This is a genomic window from Leucobacter chromiireducens subsp. chromiireducens, from assembly GCF_016758255.1.
GTDB lineage: Bacteria > Actinomycetota > Actinomycetes > Actinomycetales > Microbacteriaceae > Leucobacter > Leucobacter chromiireducens.
Genome location: NZ_QYAD01000002.1, coordinates 378308 through 403302, shown reverse-complemented (window position 1 = coordinate 403302; position 24995 = coordinate 378308). Strand labels below are relative to the sequence as shown.

The window sequence follows — 24995 nt, the reverse complement described above, 5'->3', positions numbered from 1 at the left end:
ACGCTGCGGAGCGCTAGATGCAGCAGGAACCGCCGCAGCAGGAACCGCCGGCCTCGCTGTCGCCCAGCAGGTTCAGAATTTCGCGGGTCTCCGCGTCCGCGAAACTCGCGGCGCTCTCGAGTCCCGCGGCCGGGTTCGTCTGAGCAGCGGTCTCTGCAGCGGTTTCGGCGGGGGTCGTCTTCGTGGTCTCAGTCATCATGTGTCCTCTCAGCGGGTGTGGAAACGGGATCGCGGTCTAGGCGTCGGCGGGTGCGGCTTCGTTCTTCTCGCCCGCACGGCCGAGCTCCAGCACCTGTGCAAGCACGTTCGCGAACGCGTCAGCGGGCTGCGCGCCGGAAACGCCGTACTTCTGGTCGAGCAGGAAGAACGGCACGCCGCTGATGCCGAGCATCTGGGCGCGGGTGATGTCGCCATCGACCTGGGCGCCGAGCGCCTCGTCATCGAGTGCCGTACGCACCGCGGCGGGGTCCAAACCGATCTCCTGACCGAGCGCGGCGAGGGTCTCGGGGTCCGACATGTCCGCCCCCTCCGCGAAGTATGCGCGGAACAAGCGCTCCTGCATTGCCGGCTGTACGCCCTCCGCTTTCGCGAGGTGCAGGACGCGGTGCGCGCGACGGGTGTTCGCGTGCTTCACGCGGGAGAAGTCAAAGGTGATGCCTTCGGCAGCGGCCATCTCGGTCATCTGACCGAGCATCTGCTCCACCTGTGCAACGGGCATGCCCTTGTGCTTCACCAGGAAGTCGATCTCGCTGCCCTGGAAGTCGAGCGGGGTATCCGGAGCCAGCTCGAAGCTGTGGCTCTCCACCTCAATCTCAACGCCGGGGTGCTCCGCCGTAAACGCGGCAACGCCGGCCTCGAAGCGGTGCTTGCCGATGTAGCACCACGGGCAGGCGATGTCGGACCAAATATCTACGCGGATCGTTTCACTCACGTCCGGTGCAACCACGTCCGCGAGCGCAGTATTCCCGGGATTCCTAGAGCTGCGAGTCGAGGAGGCGTGCGCCCGGCACCGGACCCGTGACCGTGAGGGCACGGATGCCGCGCTTCACGAGCAGGCTGCGCAGTTCGGCTGCCGACTGCGCATCGTCGACGAGGAACGCAACGGTGGGGCCCGAACCGGAAACAATGCCCGCGAGCGCACCCCGTGATTCGCCCAATTCGAGGAGCTCGGCGAGTTCAGGGGCGAGCTTCAGCGCGGCGACCTGCAGATCGTTGTGCATGGAGTCGGCAAGCGAATCCGCGTCCCCAATGCGCACCGCCTGTAGCACCGCAGTGTCGACCTTCACGAGGTCGGGCTGCGGCCCGAGGTCGACCGCGTACGTGTCGCGGTGCTGGTCGAGCGTGCCGTACACCGTCGGAGTGCTGAGCCCGAGATCGGACAGCGCCAACACCCAGTGGAAGTTGCCCTTCGCAAGCGCGGGGCTGAGCTCGTCACCGCGGCCTGTACCGACGGCAGTGCCGCCCTCGAGCGCGAACGGCACATCTGCGCCGAGCTCAGCGGCAAGTGGCAGCAGGCCCGCGCGTCCGAGGCCGGTACCCCACAGCTCATCGCACGCAACAAGGGTCGCGGCGGCGTCAGCGGAGCCGCCGCCCATGCCGCCCGCGATGGGCACCCGCTTCAGAATGGTGAGCGCGACCCCGCCCGTGTAGCCGGTGTGCTCGGCGAGCCGGCGCGCGGCAATGATCGCGAGGTTCGAATGGTCGGTTGCGAGCTCGCTCGAGTCGATTGGACCGGTGAAGCGCACGGTAAAATCGTCAGCGGCGGTCGCGGTGACCTCCTCGAAGAGAGACACCGCCTGGTAGAGCGAGGCAACGTCGTGGTAGCCGTCCTCCTGCAACGCACCCACACGGAAGTAGACATTGATCTTCCCCGGTGCCCGCACGGTGACCGTGCGCTTCGAAATCGGGCTCATATGTACAAACTAGCGCACCCGGACACCGGTGCTTTCCCACCCGGTCACACGGCGACTTTCGGTGGTCTCGCCACGCGCGCGAACCCTGCACGCAAGAGTGAGGGGTTTCCTGTCACCGCATGGTGACGGCGCCCCTGCAGACACTCACCTCCCCGCGCCCCACTGCGCAGGAGAAATCTGAACTCTCGGACGTATTCGAACGGATTCGACCGAGAACGCGGATTTCTCCCGCGGGCGGGGCGTGCGGGTGAGCTCGGGCTAGCGGGCCTGCGCGCGGGCGATCGCGAGGTAGTCGTCGATGCTGAGCTGCTCCGCGCGCAGCGTCGGATCGATGCCCGCCGCCTCAATCGTGGCGACCGCGCCCTCGAACGGCCCCAGCACCGCCTGAAGCGACTGACGCAGCATCTTGCGCCGCTGCGCGAACGCCGCGTTCACGAGCGCAAAGGTGCGATCCCGCTCCTCGATCGTGCCGCGGGGCTCTGCGCGGCGCTCGTATCCCACGAGAACCGAGTCGACTCCGGGAACCGGCCAAAAGATGCGCCGACTCACCGTTCCGGCGATCCGCCACGGACCGTACCAGGCGGCCTTCGCGCTCGGCGCACCGTACTCCTTGCTGCCCGGCTGCGCGGCGATCCGGTAGCCCACCTCCGCCTGCACCATCACGAGCCCACCGCGCAACTCGGGGATGAGCTCAAGGAAGTGCATCAGGATCGGCACCGACACGTTGTACGGCAAGTTCGCGACCAGGAGCTCGGGGGCAGCGGGAAGCTCGGCGAGCATCTCCGCGGTCACCTCGAGTGCGTCGCTGCGCACCACACGGAAGCGTTCGGCAGCTTCGGGCTGCATCGTGCGAATTGTCGCGGGGAGCTCAGCCGCCAGGCGATGGTCGATCTCCACCGCGGTCACATCAGCGCCGGCCTCCGTAACACCGAGCGTGAGCGAGCCCAGCCCGGGGCCCACCTCGATGACACGGTCGCCCGCCTCAACCCCGGCGAGGCGCACGATCTTGCGCACGGTGTTCGGGTCGATCACAAAGTTCTGCCCGAGCTTCTTCGTGGGCGAGACGCCCAGCCGCTCGGCGAGCTCGCGCACCTCGGCGGGGCCGAGGAGCGCGGGGGTTTCGGCCGCGCTCACGCGGCGTCCTCCGCAGGATCCCAGGAACCGTACACGCGCTCGGTGTTCGCCGCAATCTGCGTGCAGAGCTCGGCGAGCGGCATCTCCAGGGTCTCCGCCATACGTCGCACGGTCACCGGCAAGAGATACGGCGCGTTCGGGCGGCCCCGGTGCGGCTCGGGGGTGAGGAACGGGGCATCAGTCTCCGCGAGGATGAGCTCGGGCCGGGCGACCGCAAGCGCCTCTCGCAGAGCGGGGGCGTTCTTAAACGTGGTGGTGCCCGCGAACGACATGTACCACCCATGCTCGTTGCAGATACGGGCGAGGCGCGCATCGCCCGAGAAGCAGTGGAACACGGTGCGCTCTGGTGCGCCGACGCGAGTGAGCGTCGCAACGACCTCATCGTGCGCGTCTCGATCGTGGATCTGCATCGCGATCCCGTTCGCCTTCGCGATCTCAATGTGGGTCTCAAACGCCTCGATCTGGGCCTCGCGCCCGTCCTCGCCCGTGCGGAAGAAGTCGAGTCCGGTCTCCCCGACCGCGCGAACACGTGGTTCCGCCGCGAGCCGCGAGATCTCCGAGAGGTGTGCGCTCAGCTCCCCACGCGCGAAGAGCTTCGGCGCTTCGTTGGGGTGCAGCGCGACCGCGGCGAGCACGCGCGGGTCACTCGCTGCGAGCTGCGCGCTCCAGCGACTCGTTTCGAGGTCAGTTCCCACCTGCACGACACCGCGCACGCCCACCGCGGCGGCCCGGTCGAGCGAGTCGAGCGGCTCGAGCTGGTCGATCCCATCCTCGAACTCGAGGTGTGTGTGGTTGTCGTAGAGCGGAACCGGAAGCGGCTCGGGCGCTTCCGGGCGTGTCAGATCGCGCCCCGGAGCCCCGACCCGCTTGCGCAGGCCGGGTGCGGGAGTTTCAGCGCTCACTTCGCGGCACCACCCGTGGCAGGAGTCTCGGTCTCGATGCGCGGGAACAGGACCGCGAGCGAGTGCTGCTGCGTCCCGGCGGGCAGGCGACCCCACGCGCCAGCCTCGCGGATTGGCTGCGCAGCGAGGGCGCCGAGCGCTTCCTCTGCACCGAGCGCGGTCCACAGCTTCGCAGTGGCTTCGGGAACGACCGGCGCGAGAAGCTCAGCGAGCACGCGGAGCCCCTCGCTCGTCGTGTAGAGCACGGTGCTCAGGCGATCGCGCTGAGCCGGATCCTTCGCGAGCGCCCAGGGCTCCTGCTCCGTGATGTATCCGTTCAGCGCGTCAACCAGCTCCCAGATGGCAGCGATGGCCTCGTGGATCGCGAACGCCTCGATCTTCTCGTCTGCGCGGCGCGCCACGCTCGCAGCAAGCTCACGGATCGCGGCATCGGCGGGAGTCTCCGCGCCAGCCTCGGGCACACGCGCCTCGAAGTACTTCGCGTTCATTGCAAGCACGCGGCTCGCGAGGTTGCCGAACCCGTTGGCGAGCTCGGCCTGGTAGCGCGCAGCGAGGTCCTCCCAGCTGAACGAACCGTCGTGACCGAACGACACCGCACGCATGAAGTAGTAGCGGAACGCGTCGGCCCCGAAAGTGTCGGTGATCTCATTCGGCGCGATGCCGGTGAGCTTCGACTTCGACATCTTCTCGCCGCCCACGAGCAGCCAGCCGTGCGCAAACACGTTCGAGGGCACCTCGAGCCCTGCCGCCATGAGCATGGCGGGCCAGATCACTGCGTGGAACCGGAGGATGTCCTTACCCACGATCTGCACGGCGGGCCAGTGCTGCAGATCCGCGGTTGGGTTTTCGGGGTTCGTGCCGTACCCGCGCGCCGTGATGTAGTTCAGCAGCGCGTCAAACCACACGTAGGTCACGTGCGAGGAGTCCCAGGGAATCGGAATGCCCCAGTCGAACGAGGTGCGCGAAATCGAGAGATCCTCGAGCCCCTGCTGCACAAACGCAATGACCTCATTGCGCGCGCTCGCCGGCTGCACAAAATCGGGGCGCTCTTCGTAGAGCGCGAGGAGTCGGTCCTGGAACGCGCTCATCTTAAAGAAGTAGTTCTTCTCCTGGAGCAGCTCGAGCGGCTTCGAGTGGATGGCGCACACCTTCTGCCCTTCGAAGGCGCCCTCGCCGTCGACAATCTCGCTCTTCGGCTTGAACTCTTCGCAGCCTACGCAGTAGAGCGCTTCGAACTCGCCCGCGTACACGTGCCCATCGTCGTAGAGCTTCTGGAGGAAGGTGGCGACGCCCGCCTCGTGCCGCGCGTCGGTGGTGCGGATGAAGTCATCGTTCGAGATGTTGATCGTGTCGAGCAGCGGCTTCCACGCGGTCTCGACGAGGCGATCAGCCCACTCCTTCGGTGCGACACCGTTCGCGGTCGCGGTGCGCAGAATTTTCTGACCGTGCTCGTCCGTGCCGGTGAGGAAGAACGTGTCGTCACCCGCCTGGCGGTGCCAGCGCGCGAGCACGTCGGCGGCCACCTCGGTGTACGCGTGTCCGATGTGCGGCGCATCGTTGACGTAGAAGATCGGGGTGGAGACGGAGAACGACGGGGTCTTGGGCATACCCACCAGTCTATTCGCTCGGCGGGCACTTGTGCCCCGTGTTACAGCGCGGTGCTCGCAGCGGCGCCAGCGACTACAATCTCTGGCTCGTGGCGCACGGGGAAGTTCACCGAGTTCGCAATAAAGCAGGCCGCCCGAGCCTCCGCGTGTGCCGCGCGGGCGGGCTTGACCATTTCCGCGTCGGTCACGGTGACGCGCGGGCGCAGCACGACCTCCTCAAAGGCACCGCCGATCCCGTCCTGGCGCATCGTGCCGGACGCCGCGTCCTCGTACGCGGTGACCACCACACCGGCACGCACCGCCATGTGGAGGTAGGAGAGCATATGGCACTGCGCGAGGGCCGCGACCAGCAGCTCCTCGGGATTCCACCGCTCAGCGTTGCCGCGGAAGGTCGGATCCGCCGAGCCCTCGAGCGCGGCCTTCCCTGCGGCGTGAATGAGCAGCTCGCGGCCGTAGTCGCGATACCCGCTCGTGCCGGATCCGCGATTTCCCACCCACTCGACACCGACTTGGTACTCGTGCACATCCTTCATGGGGTCAGCGTAGCGCGCTCCCCCATGTTCTCGCCCCCGGAGTAGTATCGAGTGCATGACCGAAGGCACCATCGAAGCACCTGTCAGTTCTGAGGCGTCGCAGCCGGAGACCACCGTCCCCCAAGCGCGCCGCGTCGTCACAGCGATTCCGGGGCCGAGGTCCCAGGCAATCCACGCTCGTCGACAGGCCGTTGTGCCGCCCGGGGTGCACAGTGTGCTCCCGGTCTACATCGAGCGCGCGCACGACTCGATCCTGGTCGATGTCGACGGCAACCACATCATCGATGTGTGCGGCGGCATCGGCGTCACCACGATCGGCCACACCGACGACGCGGTGGTTGCGGCGGCAACCGCTCAGCTACAGAAGGTCACGCACACGCTGTTCACGATGACCCCCTACGAGCCGTACGTCGCGGTCGCCGAGCACCTTGCCAAGAACGTGCCCGGCTCGACGGAGGCCGCGCCCTATAAGACGCTGCTCATGAACTCGGGAGCCGAGGCGGTGGAGAACGGCGTCAAGATTGCGCGGAAGTTCACCGGGCGCCCCGGCGTCGCCGTGCTTGAGCACGCGTACCACGGCCGCACCATGCTCACCTCGAGCATGAACCACAAGGGCGCACCGTACGCGCTGGGCTACGGCCCCCGCGCCGGCGATATCTACAAGGCGCCGAACTCGTACCCGCTGCAGGATGGCCTGACCGGCGCAGAGGCTGCCGCGCGCACCATCGCCTACCTCGAGAAGTCCGCTGGCGCTGAGGACCTCGCCTGCCTCGTGGTTGAGCCGATCCAGGGCGAGGGCGGCTTCATTGTCCCCGCGGAGGGCTTCCTCCCCGCGCTCGCCGAGTGGTGCCGCGAGAACGGCATCGTCTTCATCGCCGACGAGGTGCAGGCCGGCATGGCCCGCACCGGCACGGTCTTCTCGATCGAGCAGTTCGGCGTGCAGCCCGACATCGTGCTTTCCGCAAAGGGCATCGCCGGCGGCCTCCCGCTCGCTGGCATCACCGGCCGCGCCGAGATCATGGACAAGTCGCAGCCCGGTGGGCTCGGCGGCACCTTCGGCGGCAACCCGGTCTCGTGCGCCGCGGCGGTTGCGGTGTTCGAGCAGATCGAGTCGCAGGATCTCCTCGCCGAGGCCAAGCGCATTGAGCGCGTCTTCGGTGCAGGGCTCGAGCGTCTGAAGGCCGCGCACCCCGCAATCGCTGAGGTTCGCGGCAAGGGCGCGATGCTCGCGATCGAGGTCGTCCAGCCCGGCACTCTCACGCCGAACCCCGAGCTCGTGGCACAGGTCATCGACTTCGCCGCGCAGCAGGGCGTGCTGTTGCTCAGCTCGGGCGTCCACAACCAGGCGATCCGCTTCCTCCCGTCGCTCAAGATGACGGACGAGCTGCTGGAAGACGTGGTGAGCGTGCTCGACGCCGCGTTCACCGCCGCCGGCGCATAGCCACACGCGAACACGAACTGAGCGCCCGGATTCCCCTCGGAGTCCGGGCGCTCAGCCGTTTCCCCGGGCCCCGACCGCAGGTGAGCGCGGGCGGTGGAAGAGCGTCTAGGCCGTAGGCTCGGCGATTCCCGCGAGGAGCGCGCGCAAGGCGAGTACCGCGTACTGTGCCTCGTCGCGCGCCAGGACCCGCTCATCACTGGGCTCCTCCGAACCCCGCAGCCCCTCGTCCCGCAGCCCCTCATCCGCACGCGCGAGGACAGCAATGAGCGCCGCGCTCAGCTCACGCACCTCGGCGCGATGCTCGGGCACGCGTTTACCGAAGAGCAGGGCCTCAACGCCGAGCGTCGCAGCTGCTGAAAGCCCCGCACGGGAGAGCTGGGAACTGAGGGGAGCCCCGACCCCACCCACCGCGCTCGGCGCCGCACCTTCCGCCGCCTCGGTCAGCCCGGCAGCGTCGCCCCCCGCGTCAAGCACCGCGAGTCCGGCTTCGATCCGCTCGATCGTGTTGCGCACCGCCGCAAGAAACACCTGCTCCTTTGACCCGAAGTGGCTGTACACCGCTCCCTTCGTAAACCCGGCGGCCTGGGCGATGTCCTCGAGCGACACCCCAGAGAAGCCGCGTTCCGCGAAGAGTCGTGCGGCTTGCTCCATCAGCTGTTCGCGCGTGCTCAGCGGCTTTGCGCGCTGCTCGACCCACGCCGTGGCCTGGGCAAGCGCCTGCGCCGCTGCGAGCAATCCCTTCGTGACCCCGGTCTCGGCAGAGGCACCGGCGACGCCCAGGCTCTGCCCCAATTGGCCCGCAGCATCGGCGAGCGCCTTCGCCGCGTCCCGGAGCTTCTGCTCACCGTTGCCCGCGGGCCCCTGATCACTCTGCCGTGCTGCCATGCCTGCAGTCTAGCGCGGGGCAGGCCGGAAAAATACTTATGGGAATCCCGATTGCATCGGAACATACTGGTCGGTATGTTCATACCAATCGGTATTTTGTGGCACACGCCCAGTCGAGAGAGGATCCACCATGCCCAGCGCTCCCCCGCAGTCCCACGGCTCGGCACCGCCGCCCGTTCTCGAGGTCACCGATCTCGTAAAGCGGTACCGCCGCCGCAGCGCTCCAGCAAACGACGGGATCACGCTCACTGCGCGGCCGGGTCGCGTGCTCGGAGTGCTCGGCCACAACGGCGCCGGCAAAACCACGCTCGTCAACCAGATCGTGGGCCTGCTCCGCCCAGACTCGGGCACGATCTCGCTCGCCGGGGTCGATGCCATCGCACACCCCGCCCGCGCTCGCGAGCTCGTCTCCGTGCAGGCACAGGCGAATGTGCCGATCACCGGGCTCACCCCGCGTGCGGCGATTGAACTTGTTGGCCGGATCCGCGGGGGCGGGAAGCGGGAGGTGCGATCCCGAGCGAGCGATCTCCTCGAGGCGCTGGATCTCGGCGCGTGGGCCGACACCCCGGCGCAGAAGGTTTCCGGCGGCGTCGCGCGGCTCACCGCTTTCTGCATGACCGTTGTGCGCCCGGGAGCACTCGTTATCCTCGATGAGCCAACGAACGATGTTGACCCGGCCCGCCGCCGGCTGCTCTGGGACGCGATTCGCGCCACAGCAGCCGAGGGGGCCGCGGTGCTCTTGGTGACGCACAATGTGCGTGAGGCGGAGCGCGCGGTCGACGAGCTCATCGTGCTCGATCGCGGCCGCACCATCGCCGCGGGCACGCCGGCGCACCTCACTGCGCACCTGAGCGATCAGCTCCTCCTTGAACTCGACAGTTCGGCCCTCCCGCCACTTCCCGCGGGGCTCGATCCCCTCAGCTCGAACAGCGGCCGTACCACCGTTGCGGTGCCCACGTCTCGAAGCGCGGAAGTCGTCGACTGGGCTCAGTCGGCACAGGCGCGCGGAACGATCGAGCGTTTCGCGCTCACGCCCCCGTCGCTCGAAGACGCATACCTCGAACTTGTTGGCGCAGAATCGGAGGCCGCAGCGTGAGCACGATCAGCACCACTACAGACCGCAGCACACCCGCACTCGCCCACGTGGCCCCGGCTGCGCGCGGCGGCGGACTCGCGAGCACCCGTTTCCTGCTGGTGTGGCAGCTGCGACGCCAAGCCGAGTTCCTCCCGCTCATGGTCGTCGTGCAGACGGCGCTCGCCGTGTCGACGGTGCTGGGTTACGGCATCCTCATCGGCGATGTGCAGCCCGAAGCCGCGCTCTTCCTCGCGACGGGCGCGCCCACCATCACGCTCATCACGGTCGGCCTCGTCATGACGCCGCAGCTCATGGCGCAGTCGCGCACCGAGGGAAGCGCCGACTGGCTCCGCACACTCCCAGTTCCACGCGCAGCGTTTCTCATCGCCGATCTCTCCGTGTGGACGCTCCTTGCGCTGCCCGGGCTCGTGCTGGGAGCGCTCGCTGGCGCGCTGCGCTACGACATCGCTTACTCGATCCAGCCGTGGATCGTGCCCGTGGCGCTCCTCATCTCACTCACTGCGGCGGCGATCGGCTACGCCTTCGCGGTGCTGCTCCCGCCCGTAGTGGCGCAGCTACTCACCCAGCTCCTGGTGTTCTTGCTGCTGCTCTTCTCCCCCGTGAGCTTCCCGGCGGAAAACCTTCCTGAGTGGCTCCGCTCCGTACACGCGATCCTGCCAATCGAGCCAATGGCCAATCTGATGCGCGCGGGTCTCGCCGGCAACGATTTCACAGCGTCGGGTCGCGACCTCACGGTCGTGCTGATCTGGTGCGCCGCCGCGGTCGTGGCCGCCATCCTCGCGCTGCGTCGTCGCGGCTAGCTCAAACGCGCTACTCCGAGGTGGGGACGGGAACCGGTTCCGTGTCCACCTCGGGGTCGCCCAGCTCATCGAGCGAGATACCCGCCGACTCCATGCTGCCCGTGTCGATCACGTCGCCGACGGCGTGCACGTCGATGACGATCGCGGTCACGTTGTCGCGGCCCGCGTTGTCGACGGCCTGCTGCACGAGCATGCGCGCCGCATCCTCAGCCGTGGCCTGCGTCGCCAGGAAGTGCTGGATCCCGATGTCCGTGAGTTCCTTCGTGAGACCATCGGAGCAGATGAGAAGCCGCTGGCCCGGGATCAGGGCGAGCGAGGTGTAGTCCGGAATGGGCGCCTCGTTGAATCCAACGGCGCGCGTGATCACGTTCGCGTGCGGGTGCGTTTCGGCTTCCTCTTCGGTGATCGCGCCGGTGTCGATCAGATGCTGCACCACCGAGTGGTCGACCGTGATCTGGCTGAGCGCGCCCTTGAAGTACTGGTACACCCGCGAGTCGCCGATGTTGAAGACGGTCCAGGTGGGGGCCTCGGCCGAGCCGAAGCACACGCCGGTGACCGTCGTGCCGGCACCCAGCTCGGTCTCCCCCGCGTCGAGCTCAATATCGTCGACCGCGTCGGAGAGCATCGCGTCGATGTCGGTCTCGAGCACCGTCTGGTTGCCCCCGAGCTCGGCAAGCCGACGCACGACGGCCGCGGAGGCGACCTCGCCCGCAGAATGACCCCCCATGCCGTCCGCCACCGCGAAGATCGGCGGCGTCGTCACGTAGCTATCCTGATTCGTTTCCCTGCGGCGACCGACATCTGTAATGCCGCACCACGAGAGTTCAATCTCGAGCTCGGAGTCTGCACGGTAGCGCAAACGGCGCCGGGAGCCATTCTCCCCGCGCACGGTCATCGCGTCCACCTCTTCAGCACCCGAGTATCCTACCGCGCCGCAGCCGAGCGCGCGGACGCGGCTCCCGGCGCACCCAGTTCGGTGATGAGCGTCAGCTCGTGGGAATCTGCGCTGCAGCTGAGTTCCAGCCCCGCTTCACGCGCCCATTCGACGACGTCTTCGACGGTGGTGAAATCAGCTTGGGATCGGGCGAGTCGTCGCACGAAGTCGCCCTTCGCGGCCTTGTTGAAGTGATTCAGCGCGCGCACGGCTCCGTCTTCTCCGCGTTGGGCGACGTGCAAGAACCAGCTCCGATCCCCGGGTACCGATGCGAGGGCGGCGTAGTCCTGGGAGCGAAGGTCGAGGACGAGCCCCGCCTCAGCCCAGGGCAGGGCGGCGTGTGCGCTCCCCCACACGCGCTTCAGCGGCGTGCCGAGCCCGGGGAGCCGCGATCCCGCAGAGAGCCGGTATGCAGGAATCTCTTCGCCCGCACCGATCAAGCCGAAGAGCGCGGACTGCACCGCAACGTGCGAGTCGAGCCACGCTCGGGCGGGCGCATCGAGCGATGGTGCATCGAGCGCGTCGTAGAGGACGCCCGTGTAGCGTTCGATTGCCGGGAGCACTCCGCTTTCACGCAGTACGAGGTTGTGTTCGCGTTCAGCGCCGTTCTTCACGCCGAGCTTCAACGCCTTCGCAGAGGCCACGGGATCCTCGCTCAGCTCCTCGAGCGCCGCGCGCACCGAGGCGCGTGCAGCGCCGAGCGCATCGTGATTGCGCAGACGGTCAGGCACGAACGTCCCAGTGCCGCCTGAACGCTTCGTCTCGGACGGCGGGAGGAGAATCAGCACGAGAGCCTTTCACGAAGTATCGGTGATGGGTCAGCACGTCGCCGTGCGCAGAATGACCCTGAGTACGGCTCGAGGCCGGTCGGCACACCCCGTGGGGTGGCCGCCGGCCTCAAGCTCGTGTGCAGGCGGCTCGCTATGCGAGCGTCGCCTTGCCAGCAACGATGGTCACGGTGTCGTGATCCACGGAGAGGAACCCGCCCTCTGCGTCGACCGTCACCTTCTCACCGGAGCCAGTGGTCACGCGGACCTCGCCGGCGCCCAGCAGTGCCAGGAGCGGCTCGTGGCCCGCGAGAATGCCGATCTCGCCCTCGACCGTCCGTGCGACGACCTGGGAGGCAGCGCCCGTCCAGACCTCACGGTCGGCCGAGACGACACTCACGTTCAGCGAAGCCATGGTTTAGGCCATGTCCTTCTGCATCTGAGCCCACTTCTCCTCGACATCGCTGATGCCACCGACGTTGAAGAACGCCTGCTCAGCAACGTGGTCGAACTCGCCCTTGGCGATCGCGTCGAACGACTCGATGGTCTCCTTGAGCGGAACCGTGGAGCCCTCGACGCCGGTGAACTTCTTCGCCATGTAGGTGTTCTGCGAGAGGAACTGCTGGATGCGACGTGCGCGCGATACCGTGATCTTGTCCTCTTCGGAGAGCTCGTCGACACCAAGGATCGCGATGATCTCCTGGAGCTCCTTGTTCTTCTGGAGGATCTGCTTGACCGTGGTCGCAACGCGGTAGTGGTCCGCGCCCAAGTAGCGGGGATCCATGATGCGGCTGGACGAGGTCAGCGGGTCGATCGCGGGGTAGAGGCCCTTCGAGGCGATCTCACGCGAAAGCTCGGTGGTCGCATCGAGGTGCGCGAACGTGGTCGCGGGAGCCGGGTCAGTGTAGTCGTCCGCGGGGACGTAGATCGCCTGCAGCGAGGTGATCGAGTGACCGCGGGTCGAGGTGATGCGCTCCTGGAGGATACCCATCTCGTCGGCGAGGTTCGGCTGGTAGCCCACAGCGGAGGGCATACGGCCGAGCAGCGTCGAGACCTCAGAACCGGCCTGCGTGAAGCGGAAGATGTTGTCGATGAAGAGGAGCACGTCCTGCTTCTGAACATCGCGGAAGTACTCAGCCATGGTGAGGGCCGAGAGAGCGACGCGCAGACGCGTCCCCGGGGGCTCATCCATCTGGCCGAACACGAGTGCCGTCTTGTCGAAGACGCCAGCCTCGTCCATCTCGTGGATGAGGTCGTTGCCCTCACGGGTACGCTCGCCCACACCGGCGAACACCGACACACCACCGTGATCCTGCGCAACACGCTGGATCATCTCCTGGATGAGGACGGTCTTGCCGACGCCAGCGCCACCGAAGAGACCAATCTTTCCACCCTGCACGTAGGGGGTCAGGAGGTCGATCGACTTGATGCCGGTCTCGAAGAGCTGCGTCTTCGACTCGAGCTGGTCGAAGGCCGGCGGGGTGCGGTGGATGCTCCAGCGCTCGGTCACGTCGATGGTCTCGCCCTCGGGGAGGTTGAGCACATCACCGGTGACGTTGAAAACCTTGCCCTTGGTGATGTCGCCGACGGGCACGGTGATCGACTCACCGGTGTCGAAGACTTCCTGGCCACGGACGAGACCGTCGGTGGGCTTCAGGGCGATTGCACGAACCAGGTTGTCGCCGAGGTGCTGAGCAACCTCGAGGACGAGCTTCAGCGGCTCCTGGCCGTCACCGAAATCGACGGTGGTCTGGAGCGCGTTGTAGACAGCGGGGATCGCGTCGTGCGGGAACTCGATGTCGACGACGGGGCCGGTCACGCGGGCGATGCGCCCGATGACCTGTGCGGCAGCCTCAGTCGCCACAGCGGCGGATTCGGTCATGATTCTCTCTCTTCGTGCTTCAGATTAGCTTGACAGCGCGTCAGCGCCGCCGACGATCTCGGAAATCTGCTGGGTGATTTCGGCCTGGCGAGCGTTGTTCGCGAGGCGGGTGTAGTCGCGGATCAGCGTGTCGGCGTTGTCGCTTGCCGACTTCATCGCCTTCTGGGTTGCGGCGTGCTTCGCAGCGGCCGACTCGAGCATCGCGTTGAAGATACGTGACTCGATGTAGGCGGGAAGCAGCTGCTCCAGAACGAGATCGGGCTCGGGCTCGAACTCGTACAGCGGTGCGGGCTCGTCCGTCGGCTCAGCAACACCCTCGACCACCTGGAGCGGCAGCAGGCGGTGAACCTCGGGAACCTGGCTCACCATGCTGATCAGGCGGTTGTACACCAGGTGCAGCTCCTGAGCGCCGCCCTCAGAGGCATCGCGGCCGAAGATCTCGAGGAGTGCCTCGGCGACCTCCTTCGCGGTCTCAAAGGTCGGGTTCTCGGTGTCGCCGGCCCAGATACGCTCAGACGCGCGGCGTCGGAACGCGAAGTACCCCTGAGCCTTGCGGCCGATGAGGTAGTAGACGACGTCCTTGCCCTCGGCGCGGAGAAGCTCGGAGAGCTCTTCGGCCTCGCGCAGCACCTGCGAGTTGAACGCGCCGGCGAGGCCGCGATCAGAGGTGAAAATGACCACTGCTGCGCGCTCGACCTTGTCGGCCTCGGTGAGCAGCGGGTGATCGGTGTTCGAGTGCGTCGCAACGGCCGAAACGGCGCGGGTGATCGCGGTGGCGTAGGGCGTCGAAGCTTCGACGCGTGCCTTTGCCTTCTGAATGCGAGAGGCTGCGATCAGCTCCATCGCACGGGTGATCTTCTTGGTCGTCTGGGCAGAACGAATCTTCTGCCGGTAGACCCGAAGTTGCGCTCCCATGTCTCTCCTGTAGTGGTCGGGGCTTACTGATCAAGTGGTGGAGCCGGTGGGGGCTGGGAGCCCCCACCGGACAGCGCACTACTTCTTGACGACCAGCTGCTCCTGCTTGATCTCGGCCTCGTCGAGCTGCTCGAACTGCTCGTTCAGGCTCTTGCCGGCAGAGGTGCGGAACTCGCTCTTGAACTTCTCGATCTGCGCGGTGATCTCAGCGACAGTTGCGTCGTCGAGCACGTTGGTCGAGCGAAGCGTTGCGAGCGCCTCCGAGTTGCGGCCGAGGAAGTCGAGGAACTCGCGCTCGAAGCGCAGGATGTCCTCAACCGGAACCTCATCAAGGAAGCCGTTGGTGCCGGCCCAGATGGAGACGGTCTGCTCCTCGACGGGGTACGGCGTGTACTGCGGCTGCTTCAGGAGCTCGGTGAGGCGTGCGCCACGCTCGAGCTGCTTGCGGCTTGCCGCATCGAGGTCCGATGCGAACATCGCGAACGCCTCGAGCGCACGGTACTGAGCGAGCTCAAGCTTCAGCGTGCCCGAAACCTTCTTGATCGACTTGACCTGTGCGTCGCCGCCGACTCGCGACACCGAGATGCCCACGTCAACTGCGGGGCGCTGGTTCGCGTTGAACAGATCCGACTGGAGGAAGATCTGGCCATCGGTGATCGAGATCACGTTGGTCGGGATGTACGCCGAGACGTCGTTGGCCTTCGTCTCGATGATCGGCAGACCGGTCATCGAACCTGCGCCGAGCTCGTCGGAGAGCTTTGCACAACGCTCCAGGAGACGGGAGTGCAGGTAGAAGACGTCACCGGGGTACGCCTCGCGCCCCGGCGGACGACGGAGAAGCAGCGACACAGCACGGTACGCCTCAGCCTGCTTCGACAGATCGTCGAAGATGACCAGGACGTGCTTGCCGTCGTACATCCAGTGCTGACCGATCGCCGAGCCCGTGTAGGGAGCGAGGTACTTGAAGCCAGCGGGATCCGATGCGGGCGAGGCCACGATGGTCGTGTACTCCATCGCGCCAGCCTCTTCAAGCGCGCCCTTCACCGAAGCGATGGTCGAGCCCTTCTGGCCGATCGCGACGTAGATGCAGCGCACCTGCTTCGTCTTGTCGCCCGAAGCCCAGTTGGCCTTCTGGTTGATGATCGTGTCGATCGCGATCGCGGTCTTACCGGTCTGGCGGTCGCCAATGATGAGCTGACGCTGGCCACGGCCAACGGGGATCATCGCGTCGATCGCCTTGATGCCGGTCTGCAGCGGCTCGTGGACCGACTTACGCTGCATCACGCCGGGAGCCTGGAGTTCGAGCGCACGACGGCCCTCAACGCCAGCGATCTCGCCGAGACCATCGATCGGGTTGCCGAGCGGGTCGACCACGCGGCCGAGGTAGCCCTCGCCCACGGGAACCGAGAGCACCTCACCCGTGCGGGTGACGGGCTGGCCCTCTGCGATGTCGGTGAACTCACCGAGCACCACAACGCCGATCTCGTCTTCCTCGAGGTTCTGAGCGAGGCCCAGGGTGCCGTCCGCGAAGCGGACAAGCTCGTTCGCCATCACGCCGGGGAGACCCGAGACGTGTGCGATGCCGTCAGCGGCGTCCACGACGGTACCGACCTCAGTCTTGCCCGCCTGGGTCGGCTCGTACGACGCTGCGAAGTCTTTCAGCGCATTCCGGATCTCGTCCGGGCTGATGGAGAGTTCTGCCATTTCGTTTCCTCTGTCTGTTCCGGAAGCGCCGCCCCCGGGGGTAAAAAGTAGGTGCTCTACGCTGCGAGCTGCTGACGCAGTTCCTCGAGGCGAGCGCGAACGCTGCCGTCGATGATGTCGTCGGCGATCTGGATCCGGATTCCGCCGACGAGGGCGGGGTCAATCACGGTGGTGATCTTCACCGGACGGCCGGCGGTCTGCTCGAGCGCACGTGCGAGACGTGACTGCTGATCAGCCGAGAGCGGTGCAGCGACGGTGACCGTGGCGAGCTCGGTGCCGGCCTGATCGGCAGCAACGCGCGCGCCGTTGCGGAGCATCGTGTCGAGACGACGACCGCGCGAGTTCGCGACGAGGTAGCTGACGACCTGAGTCGACTGCGCCGAGATCTTGCCGTTCAGCAGGCTCTGCACGAGCGCGACCTTGCCGGCCGGCTCAGCGAGCTTGCTGCCCAGGTTGAGCTGCAGCTCGTGGCTGCTGCCGACAACGTCGGCCACTGCGAGCAGCTCGTCGGAGAGCGCAGCGTTCGAGACGCTTTCGGCGCGGAGGCCGAGCTCTTCCACACCGTCGACGAACTCGTCGGTGTTCGACCAGCGGCCCTGGGCGGCTGCGGACAGCACCGAGCGCGCGCCCGCGGAGAACCCGCCGAAGAGCCGCTCAACGACCTGGGCCTTCGCCTCAGCCGGAGCTGCGGCGTCGCCGAGGGCCGCGGCCAGCGCGGGGTTCTCAGCGAGACGGCTCGCGGCCTGCAGCAGCTCGGCACCGGCGCTCTGAGCGAGTCGCCCAGTGATTGCGGTCCGGGCCTGAGCCAGTGCTTCGCGTGACGCGCTGCCCATTACTGAGCCGCCTTCTCGGATGCTTCGAGATCAGCGAGGAAGCGGTCCACGAGAGCGGACGCCTTCTGATCATCGGTGAGCGACTCGCCGACCACGCTCGAGGCGAGGTCGATCGCGAGCGATCCGACATCCTTGCGGAGCGAAACGACAGCGCTCTGGCGCTCCGCCTCGATCTGCACCTGGGCTGCGTGGGTGATGCGTGCCTGCTCGGCGGTTGCATCCTCCTGCGCCTTGGCAACAATCTTCGAGGCATCCGCACGGGCGGCCTCTCGGATCTCGCCGGCTTCCTGACGAGCGCTAGCGAGCTGCGCGGTGTACTCCTGCAGCGCCGCCTCGGCCTTCGCCTGAGCCTCGTCGGCCTTGGCGATGTTGCCCTCAATCGCTTCGGCGCGAGCGTCAAGCATGACCTGCACCTTCGGGAGGAAGACCTTCCAGAAAGCGATGAGGATAATGATGAACGCGATCGCCGACCAGACGATGTCGTAGGTCGCCGGGAGCAGCGGGTTGGGCGCGCTCTCTGCAGCGATCTGCACTGCGGAATTCATCGTGCCTCCCTTTCGAGACTAGGGAAAGGTGGACGGGTTACGCGAAGATGAAGTAGGTAGCAACACCGATGAGCGCGAGCATCTCGGTGAAGGCGATACCGATCCACATCATGCCCTGGAGCTTGCCCGCGAGCTCAGGCTGGCGAGCGGTGCTCTCGATGGTCTTGCCGACGACGATGGCCACACCGATGGCCGGGCCGATAGCTGCGAGGCCGTAGCCGACGGTTGCAATGTTGCCCGAGATTTCAGCGAGAACAGACACAGTATGTGTTTCCTTCCGTATATGAGTGCGGCGGTCGCCGAACCCAGAGGTTTTTAGTGCTCTTCAGCCAGCGCGAGCTGGATGTACAGAGCGGTGAGCAGAGTAAAGACGTATGCCTGGAGGCCCGAGACGAAGATCTCGAAGAGCGTGAACGCGAAGCCGAAGGCGAAGGTGCCCGCGCCGAGGACCGGGAAGAGCCCGCCGGCCTGGGTGACGAAGAAGTTCGTCGCAGCGAAGAGCAGCACGAGGATCATGTGACCCACGAGCATGTTCATGAGGAGTCGCAGCGCGAGCGTCACGGGGCGCATCACGAAGGTCGAGAGGAACTCAACCGGGGTGACGAGGAGGTACATCACCTTGGGCACGCCAGCCGGGAACAGCGAGTTCTTGAGGAACTTGCCCGGGTGCTTCTTGAGGCCCGCGTAGATGAAGGCGATGTATGCAACCACGGCCATGAAGATCGGGAAGCCGACCACCGAGGATGCCGCGATGTTGAAGCCGGGGATCACGCCGGTGATGTTGAAGGCGAAGACCAGGAAGAAGATGGTCATCAGCAGGGGCGCGAATCGACGCCCTTCCTTGACACCGAGCTGCTCCTCGATCACGTTCTTGCGAACGAAGTCGAGTGCAAACTCCAGCACGCCCTGGCCGCGACCCGGAATGACACGCAGGTTGCGCGTGCCGAGCCAGAACAGCAGGAGGAGGACGAGCACCATGATCACTCGGATGATCATGATGCGGTTCATCTCGAACGGCGTGCCCTCAAAGAGCAGCGCGGCCGGGAAGAAGTCATCCAGGGTGGGGCCGTGGAACCCGCCCTCTTCGGTGCGGACAAGTCCGGGGGCAACGAGGTGCATAGCGTTAGCGAACAGCGCCATTCTCCTGATTCGGGGTGCGGCGTGGCCGCACGGCTTCGAACGATGGTCGTGCCCCCGGAGCCAGCGGGCACTCAGAAGCACCGCAGCCCAGCAGGGAACGAATTTATCCTAACAACATTTCACCCCGAGCGAAACTCGAGGCCCGGCCTGGCGAGGGGAAAAAGCGAAATTTTCGCAGTTTTCTGCCCGCCCGCTCCCCTACGGGGTGTCAGCGACGTACGGCACGCGTGCGCGGGCAACGATAATGACGTCGATCACGATGGAGGCGAGCACGGTCGCCACGAGCGCAATGAAGAGCAGTTTGGGATCGAGCCACGGCTGGTCCCGCAGCAACAGTGCAGCGACGACGAAGCCGATGAGCTTCACGACCCACGCCCCCAGCACGATGCTGAAAAAAATCTGCAGGTACATCGGGCTGCCCACGAAACGGTTCGCAAACGCGATGCTGCCCACCGTGATGAGCAGCAGAACGCCACCGATCGCTGCGCCGAGCAAACCGCCGGCAAGGCCTCGGCTTCCACTGACCGCGAAGCCGATGCCCGCAAACGCCGCCATCGCGACCACCGTGGTGATGATGCCCCAGCGCACGCCGCGCAGCAGCATCGGCTGCGAGGTGGGCATGGGGTACTCCTCGGCAGCGCTCCCGCTGCTCTCGGGGGTGGTCGGCGTCCGCGGCGATTCGGGCTGCGCGGGAGTGCTCACTCGGAGGTCCTTTCGTTGGGCGGGCCTCCGGTCGCGGCGGCCGCGTCCGGGGCGTCGGCGGGTGCGCCCCGCCGGAACAACGGTACCAAGCCGCGCGCGTCAAGAGCTGCGCGTACCCGCTGTGCGGGGAAGAAGAGGAGCAGCGCGCACGCGGCGGTGCCCAGCACGAGCACAATGCTCGGCACCAACAGCGTCTGCATCGTGAACGCGAGCAGCAGCGCCACCGAGAGCACTGCGGTACCAAGATAGAAGATGCAGACTGCCTGCACGGGCGAGTGACCCATGTCGAGGAGGCGGTGGTGCAGGTGTAACCGGTCGGCCTCGAACGGGCTCTTCCCCGCCTTCATTCGGCGCACCACCGCGAGCGTGAAATCGGCGAGCGGCAGCACGAGCACGGCGACCGGCAGCAGGATCGGGATGTAGCTCGCGAGAACGAGCTTCACGTCGAGGGTCGCCGGATTGAGCTGTCCCGTGACCGACACCGTCGACGTCGCCATGAGCAGACCGACGAGCAGTGCTCCCGTGTCCCCCATGAACATCTTCGCCCGGTGCCAGTTGAAGGGCAGGAAGCCAACGCAAATGCCCACCAGAACCGCGGCGATGAGACTGGCAAGCGTCACGGAATCGACGCGCCCCGTCTGCTCGTTGAGAATGCGGGTATAGATGAAGAACAGTGCGTTGGCGATCAGCGCGACGCCCGCGACGAGTCCGTCGAGCCCGTCAACGAAGTTCACCGCGTTCATGACGAGGGTCATGAGGAACACGGTGAGGGCGAAGTTCACCGCCGGCGATCCCACGATCAGCGCGTCGCCGAACGGCAAGGACAGAATCTGCACGCCATTCCATGCGAGGAGCCCCGCCGCGGCAAGCTGCGCGGCGAGCTTAATCATCCAGTCCAGGTCGAGCAGGTCGTCGAGCACACCGACGACTGCGATGATTGCGCACGAGCCGATGAGCGCCCACATCTTGGTGCTGTCCGCGAAGAGCGAGTGGAATTCGCGCTGCGTGCTCGCGAGCGCAAAGGCGGCGAGGACACCGATAAACATGGCCACTCCCCCCAGTCGGGGCGTGGGAGTCCGGTGCACGTCTCGTGCGCGAACCTCGGGCGCAAGCCGGAAGCGTCGACTCAGCCGCAGCACCGCGTACGACGCGGCGCCGGTGACGAGCGCCGCGACCGCGACGACCACGAGGTAGGGCAGCACGCTAGTCCTCGACAGTGACCTGGGGCAGGAGCTCGCTGAGCGCCTCGCGGGTCACGCCGCCAGCACGCAGAATCCGGATCGAGCCGCCCTCGGCGGTGAGCCCGGTCGCATCGATGATCGTGGAGGCCACGCCATCGCCCTCAGCCTCACCGGCCTCGAGGTACACGGCAACGCTGTCGCCGAGCATCTCCTGGGCGGCCGCCGCGGTGCGTGCGGCGGGCTCTCCCGTCTTGTTCGCGGACGAGACGGCAAGCGGCCCCGTCTCCTGCAGCAGCTCGAGCGCCAGGGGATGGTTGGGGATACGCAATGCAACCGTGCCGCGCGTCTCCCCCAGGTCCCAGCTGAGCGACGGGTTCGCGTGAGTGATGATGGTGAGCGGCCCAGGCCAGAACGCCTCGGCGAGCGCGGTGAGCGGCTCCGTGACCTCGGCCGCAAGCGCCGCGAGCGTGCTCGTGTTTGGGATGAGCACGGGCGGCGGTGACTGTCGGCCCCGCCCCTTGGCGTCGAGCAATCGCTGCACGGCCTCGGGCGAGAACGCATCGGCGGCAACCCCGTACACCGTGTCGGTGGGGAGCACGACGAGCGCCCCCTGCCCGATGGTGCGCCGAGCGGTGCGGGTGCCGCTCAGCAGCTGGGAGTTATCAGAGCAATCGAAGACCTCGGACATAGCGCCCGATTCTACTCCTGCGCCCCTGGACGACGGGCGCGCACCCGCGCAGGACGGGCAAACTCGCGCGGAGTGCTTGGTTGGGGTGGCCTGCTCAGCGCAGCGCCGTGGTGGTGCGGTCTCGCCCCGTGAGGTCGGGGTGCGTTGCCGCCGCACGCCAGCCGTCCGCCGCGAGCAGTGCGCGAATCGCCGCGCCCTGCAGCTCCGCGTGCTCGAGCACGAGCAGGCCGCCCGGCAGCACCAGCTCGCGTGCGGCGCGGCTGATGATGCGCACCACATCGAGACCGTCCGGGCCCCCATAGAGCGCAAGCTCGGGATCATGGTCGCGGACCTCGGGATCGCGTGGCACCATGTCAGCCGGCACGTACGGCGGGTTCGAGATGAGCACGTGCACACGCCCCGCGAGGGCGGCGAACTCGGGGATTCGCTCGAGATCTGCCACGTCGCCCTGGACGAGTCTCACGCGATCGTCGCCCCACTCCGCAACGTTGCGGGTCGCCCAGGCATGCGCCTCGCGGCTCTTCTCGAGCGCCCAGACGCGCGCGCGAGGCACCTCATGCGCGAGCGACAGCGCAATCGCGCCGCTCCCCGTGCACAGGTCGACCGCGATCGGCTCCGCGGTCGGCGCGAGTTGCAGCGCGTCGATGGCAAACTGCGCGACGGTCTCAGTCTCGGGCCGGGGTACGAACACGCCGGGGCCCACCGAAAGCTCGATCGCGCGGAACGGCGCGCGTCCGGTGAGGTGCTGGAGCGGCACGCGCCGCGCACGCTCCTCGGTCAACAGTGTTGCCCGCTCGGCCTGCTCTCCGGACAGTCGCTCGCCGAGCACGGCAAGCGCCTGCACGCGACCACGGGACACCCCGAGCACGTGACCCACGATCAGCTCGCTATCGGCGTAGGGGTCCTCGATCCCACCCGCCTCAAGCGCGCCGCGAATTGCAGCGAGGGCCGCGTCGATTCCAGTGTTCTCCTGCAGTTGCACCCCTCAACCCTGCCATACCGGGTCGCCGTGCTCTCGGCCAGCACCTCAGGGAGCAGGTCACACGGCGTCACAGGCTATAACTCCCAGATACTTCTCCAATAAGGTGGAGCTATAGTTTTCGATGGCCGCACTCGACATCCCGGAGGTCCCACCCATGGCACGGATTCACGACAACATCACCCAGGCGTTCGGCGGCACCCCGCTCGTACGCCTCAACCGCGTCACCGAGAACGCTGGCGCCGAGGTCTTGGCGAAGCTCGAGTTCTACAACCCCGCCGGCTCGGTGAAGGATCGCATCGGCATCGCGATCATCGACGCGGCGGAGCAGTCGGGCGCGCTGCAGCCCGGTGGCACGATCGTGGAAGGCACGAGCGGCAACACCGGCATTGCGCTCGCGTTCGTCGGAGCTGCACGAGGCTACAAGGTGATCCTCACGATGCCCGAGACCATGAGCGTGGAGCGCCGCAAGCTGCTCGCCGCGTACGGTGCAGAGATCGTGCTCACCGAGGGCCCGCTGGGCATGAAGGGCGCGGTGGCAAAGGCCGAGGAGATCGTCGCGAACACGCCGGGCGCCATCCTCGCGAACCAGTTCGGCAACCCCGCGAACCCCGCAATCCACCGGGCCACCACAGGACCCGAGATCTGGGCAGACACCGATGGCGCGGTCGACATCTTCGTCGCCGGCATCGGCACGGGCGGCACGATCACGGGTGCGGGTGGCTACCTCAAGGAGCAGAACCCGAACGTGCGCGTCGTGGCAGTCGAGCCCATCGACTCGCCGCTGCTCACCGAGGGCACGGCTGGCCCCCACAAGATCCAGGGCCTCGGCGCAAACTTTGTTCCCGACATCCTGGACCGGGACGTCTACGACGAGGTGATCGACGTGGCACTCCCCGACTCGATCGCCACGGCGCGCGCGCTCGGCACCGATGAGGGAATCCTCGCAGGCATCTCGGGCGGTGCCGCAGTGTGGGCCGCGACGCAGCTCGCGCAGCGTCCCGAGAACGCGGGCAAGAAGATCGTCGTGATCATCCCCGACTTCGGTGAGCGCTACTTCTCGACCGTGCTCTACGAAGATCTCGCGGTCTAAGGAACATCCGGCGCACAGCGCCGCACACACGAGCGGGCCCGGGCATAAAACCCCCGGGCCCGCTGTTGCACCCACCGCCAGCACGGCACAGCCTCAGCACGGCGCGGCTTCAGCACAGGAGGATCCCGAAGCGTGAGCATCTTTTCCCGCATGCGCGAAGACATCGACGCAGCCCGCGCGCACGATCCGGCAGCGCGCGGCCGCGCGGAGGTGTTCTTCATTTATTCGGGCCTGCACGCAGTCTGGTGGCATCGGGTCTCGCACGCGCTCTGGACGCGGGGCATGCGCTTCATTCCCCGAGCGCTCTCGCAGCTTATTCGCTTCTTCACGGGCATCGAGATTCATCCCGGCGCCACCATCGGCCGTCGGCTCTTCATCGATCACGGCATGGGCGTGGTGATCGGCGAGACCGCTGAAGTGGGCGACGACGTGCTCATCTACCACGGCGTCACACTCGGTGGCACCGGCCACGGCACCGGCAAACGCCATCCCACCGTGGGCGACCGCGCCGTTCTAGGCGCGGGCGCCAAGCTCCTCGGCGCCATCGAGATCGGCGCAGACTCGGCGGTCGGCGCGAACGCCGTGGTGGTGCGCTCTGCGCCTGAGTGGACCACCCTCACGGGTATTCCCGCCCAGGGACGGCCGCGGCGCGGCGCTCCCGTCGCGGAGAAGCCAGACATGGCAGACTTCTACATCATCTAGGTGCACGTCGCCCTTCCCCGCACGGCCGGCTGCGCCACACCCGCACACGTGAGGAGTCTGCATGGCCCGCCCCACCAGCAAGCCTGAGCTCCTCGCCGCTGCCGCCCAGGGAGCTGCAGACCTTGACGCGCTGATCGACCGCATGACTCCCGCGGAGCAGGAGGGTGAACTCGTGTTCCCGGCGAGTACCACGCGAACCGAGGCGCACTGGCAGCGGGACCGCTCCGTGCGCGACGTCCTCGCGCACCTGTCCGCGTGGCACGAGCTCCTGCTCAACTGGGTGGCGAGCAACGAGGCGGGCGACGAGCAACCGTTCCTGCCGGCCCCGTACAGCTGGCGCGACTACGCGCCCATGAACGTCGCGTTCCGCGATGCGGCGGCGCAGCTGAGTCTTCGCGAGGCACGCACCCGGTTCGCGACGAGCCACGCCCAGGTCATCGCACTCATCGAGCGCCACACAGAGGCGGAGCTCTTCGAGAAGCGCCACTTCACGTGGACAGGCACGACCTCGCTGGGCTCGTATTGCGTCTCGGCAACCTCCGCACACACCCGCTGGGCGACCACGAAGCTACGCGCCTATCTCCGAGCGGTGCGCGCGGCCTAGCGGCGTCCAGCACAG

At 67.0% G+C, this 24995-nt stretch carries 28 protein-coding genes; 6 read left to right on the top strand and 22 right to left on the bottom strand.

Annotated features, from left to right (window positions below):
* Positions 1–13 precede the first annotated feature (13 nt).
* From D3226_RS07905 to D3226_RS07875, 7 genes are all read right to left on the bottom strand, one after another.
* Complete coding sequence (locus D3226_RS07905) at positions 14–196, bottom strand: hypothetical protein (protein WP_202381968.1); 183 nt, start codon at positions 194–196, stop codon at positions 14–16.
* Positions 197–235: 39 nt separating this feature from the next.
* The gene (locus tag D3226_RS07900) at positions 236–931 is read right to left on the bottom strand and encodes a DsbA family protein (protein WP_202381966.1); all 696 of its coding nucleotides are present in this window, start codon (positions 929–931) and stop codon (positions 236–238) included.
* A gap of 43 nt (positions 932–974) precedes the next feature.
* A complete protein-coding gene (locus tag D3226_RS07895; protein WP_202381964.1) occupies positions 975–1913 on the bottom strand; it encodes a 4-(cytidine 5'-diphospho)-2-C-methyl-D-erythritol kinase in 939 nt (312 codons plus the stop codon).
* A 258-nt stretch (positions 1914–2171) separates the two neighbouring features.
* The gene (gene rsmA / locus D3226_RS07890) at positions 2172–3047 is read right to left on the bottom strand and encodes a 16S rRNA (adenine(1518)-N(6)/adenine(1519)-N(6))-dimethyltransferase RsmA (RefSeq protein ID WP_202381963.1); all 876 of its coding nucleotides are present in this window, start codon (positions 3045–3047) and stop codon (positions 2172–2174) included.
* Entirely contained in the window at positions 3044–3949 is a 906-nt protein-coding gene (locus D3226_RS07885; protein WP_202381961.1) for a TatD family hydrolase, read from the bottom strand. The genes rsmA and D3226_RS07885 overlap by 4 nt, the downstream gene beginning before the upstream one ends.
* Positions 3946–5556 carry a methionine--tRNA ligase gene (gene metG, locus D3226_RS07880; RefSeq protein ID WP_202381959.1) on the bottom strand — a complete coding sequence of 537 codons (1611 nt, stop codon included), beginning with the start codon at positions 5554–5556 and terminating at the stop codon, positions 3946–3948. The genes D3226_RS07885 and metG overlap by 4 nt, the downstream gene beginning before the upstream one ends.
* Positions 5557–5597: 41 nt before the next feature.
* Positions 5598–6089, bottom strand: a complete 492-nt coding sequence (locus D3226_RS07875) for an OsmC family protein (RefSeq protein ID WP_202381957.1) — start codon at positions 6087–6089, stop codon at positions 5598–5600.
* A 55-nt stretch (positions 6090–6144) separates the two neighbouring features.
* On the opposite strand from D3226_RS07875, the gene D3226_RS07870 reads away from it, so the two are divergent.
* A complete protein-coding gene (locus tag D3226_RS07870) occupies positions 6145–7530 on the top strand; it encodes an aminotransferase class III-fold pyridoxal phosphate-dependent enzyme (protein WP_202381955.1) in 1386 nt (461 codons plus the stop codon).
* 105 nt (positions 7531–7635) lie between these two features.
* On the opposite strand, the gene D3226_RS07865 is transcribed toward D3226_RS07870, so the two are convergent.
* On the bottom strand, positions 7636–8415 hold the full coding sequence (locus D3226_RS07865; RefSeq protein ID WP_202381953.1) for a TetR/AcrR family transcriptional regulator: 780 nt from the start codon (positions 8413–8415) through the stop codon (positions 7636–7638).
* A gap of 130 nt (positions 8416–8545) precedes the next feature.
* Here D3226_RS07865 and D3226_RS07860 point away from each other — a divergent pair, with 130 nt between their 5' ends.
* A complete protein-coding gene (locus tag D3226_RS07860) occupies positions 8546–9511 on the top strand; it encodes an ABC transporter ATP-binding protein (protein WP_202381951.1) in 966 nt (321 codons plus the stop codon).
* A complete protein-coding gene (locus tag D3226_RS07855; protein ID WP_337248936.1) occupies positions 9508–10311 on the top strand; it encodes an ABC transporter permease in 804 nt (267 codons plus the stop codon). The genes D3226_RS07860 and D3226_RS07855 overlap by 4 nt, the downstream gene beginning before the upstream one ends.
* A gap of 10 nt (positions 10312–10321) precedes the next feature.
* Here the strand turns inward: D3226_RS07855 and D3226_RS07850 are convergent, their stop codons facing one another.
* From D3226_RS07850 to prmC, 14 genes are all read right to left on the bottom strand, one after another.
* Entirely contained in the window at positions 10322–11206 is an 885-nt protein-coding gene (locus D3226_RS07850) for a PP2C family protein-serine/threonine phosphatase (RefSeq protein ID WP_202381949.1), read from the bottom strand.
* Between the two features lie 29 nt (positions 11207–11235).
* Positions 11236–12033 carry a peroxide stress protein YaaA gene (locus D3226_RS07845; RefSeq protein ID WP_202381947.1) on the bottom strand — a complete coding sequence of 266 codons (798 nt, stop codon included), beginning with the start codon at positions 12031–12033 and terminating at the stop codon, positions 11236–11238.
* A 133-nt stretch (positions 12034–12166) separates the two neighbouring features.
* Positions 12167–12427, bottom strand: a complete 261-nt coding sequence (locus D3226_RS07840) for a F0F1 ATP synthase subunit epsilon (RefSeq protein WP_202381945.1) — start codon at positions 12425–12427, stop codon at positions 12167–12169.
* Between the two features lie 3 nt (positions 12428–12430).
* Positions 12431–13894 carry a F0F1 ATP synthase subunit beta gene (gene atpD / locus D3226_RS07835; protein WP_202381943.1) on the bottom strand — a complete coding sequence of 488 codons (1464 nt, stop codon included), beginning with the start codon at positions 13892–13894 and terminating at the stop codon, positions 12431–12433.
* A 24-nt stretch (positions 13895–13918) separates the two neighbouring features.
* Positions 13919–14809 (bottom strand): F0F1 ATP synthase subunit gamma, encoded by an 891-nt coding sequence (locus D3226_RS07830; RefSeq protein ID WP_202381941.1) that lies wholly within the window; start codon positions 14807–14809, stop codon positions 13919–13921.
* A 78-nt stretch (positions 14810–14887) separates the two neighbouring features.
* The gene (gene atpA, locus D3226_RS07825; protein WP_202381940.1) at positions 14888–16513 is read right to left on the bottom strand and encodes a F0F1 ATP synthase subunit alpha; all 1626 of its coding nucleotides are present in this window, start codon (positions 16511–16513) and stop codon (positions 14888–14890) included.
* Between the two features lie 56 nt (positions 16514–16569).
* Complete coding sequence (locus tag D3226_RS07820) at positions 16570–17346, bottom strand: F0F1 ATP synthase subunit delta (protein WP_202381938.1); 777 nt, start codon at positions 17344–17346, stop codon at positions 16570–16572.
* Positions 17346–17891 carry a F0F1 ATP synthase subunit B gene (locus D3226_RS07815; RefSeq protein WP_025133964.1) on the bottom strand — a complete coding sequence of 182 codons (546 nt, stop codon included), beginning with the start codon at positions 17889–17891 and terminating at the stop codon, positions 17346–17348. Before D3226_RS07815 ends, D3226_RS07820 begins: the two co-directional genes overlap by 1 nt.
* Before the next feature lie 37 nt (positions 17892–17928).
* On the bottom strand, positions 17929–18153 hold the full coding sequence (gene atpE / locus D3226_RS07810; RefSeq protein WP_025133963.1) for an ATP synthase F0 subunit C: 225 nt from the start codon (positions 18151–18153) through the stop codon (positions 17929–17931).
* A 53-nt stretch (positions 18154–18206) separates the two neighbouring features.
* Positions 18207–19031, bottom strand: coding sequence for a F0F1 ATP synthase subunit A (gene atpB / locus D3226_RS07805; RefSeq protein WP_237462571.1), 825 nt, complete (start codon positions 19029–19031; stop codon positions 18207–18209).
* 198 nt (positions 19032–19229) lie between these two features.
* Entirely contained in the window at positions 19230–19733 is a 504-nt protein-coding gene (locus D3226_RS07800) for a Cg1360 family ATP-synthase-associated protein (protein ID WP_337248935.1), read from the bottom strand.
* Positions 19730–20935, bottom strand: coding sequence for an MraY family glycosyltransferase (locus tag D3226_RS07795; protein WP_202381936.1), 1206 nt, complete (start codon positions 20933–20935; stop codon positions 19730–19732). Before D3226_RS07795 ends, D3226_RS07800 begins: the two co-directional genes overlap by 4 nt.
* A gap of 1 nt (position 20936) precedes the next feature.
* On the bottom strand, positions 20937–21602 hold the full coding sequence (locus D3226_RS07790; RefSeq protein WP_202381934.1) for an L-threonylcarbamoyladenylate synthase: 666 nt from the start codon (positions 21600–21602) through the stop codon (positions 20937–20939).
* 94 nt (positions 21603–21696) lie between these two features.
* A complete protein-coding gene (prmC, locus tag D3226_RS07785; RefSeq protein WP_202382171.1) occupies positions 21697–22578 on the bottom strand; it encodes a peptide chain release factor N(5)-glutamine methyltransferase in 882 nt (293 codons plus the stop codon).
* A gap of 160 nt (positions 22579–22738) precedes the next feature.
* Between prmC and cysK the strand changes: the two genes are divergently transcribed.
* From cysK to D3226_RS07770, 3 genes are all read left to right on the top strand, one after another.
* Positions 22739–23674 (top strand): cysteine synthase A, encoded by a 936-nt coding sequence (gene cysK / locus D3226_RS07780; RefSeq protein ID WP_202382170.1) that lies wholly within the window; start codon positions 22739–22741, stop codon positions 23672–23674.
* A 132-nt stretch (positions 23675–23806) separates the two neighbouring features.
* Positions 23807–24376 carry a serine O-acetyltransferase EpsC gene (gene epsC / locus D3226_RS07775; RefSeq protein WP_202381932.1) on the top strand — a complete coding sequence of 190 codons (570 nt, stop codon included), beginning with the start codon at positions 23807–23809 and terminating at the stop codon, positions 24374–24376.
* A gap of 61 nt (positions 24377–24437) precedes the next feature.
* Positions 24438–24980 carry a ClbS/DfsB family four-helix bundle protein gene (locus D3226_RS07770; RefSeq protein WP_202381930.1) on the top strand — a complete coding sequence of 181 codons (543 nt, stop codon included), beginning with the start codon at positions 24438–24440 and terminating at the stop codon, positions 24978–24980.
* Positions 24981–24995 lie beyond the last annotated feature (15 nt).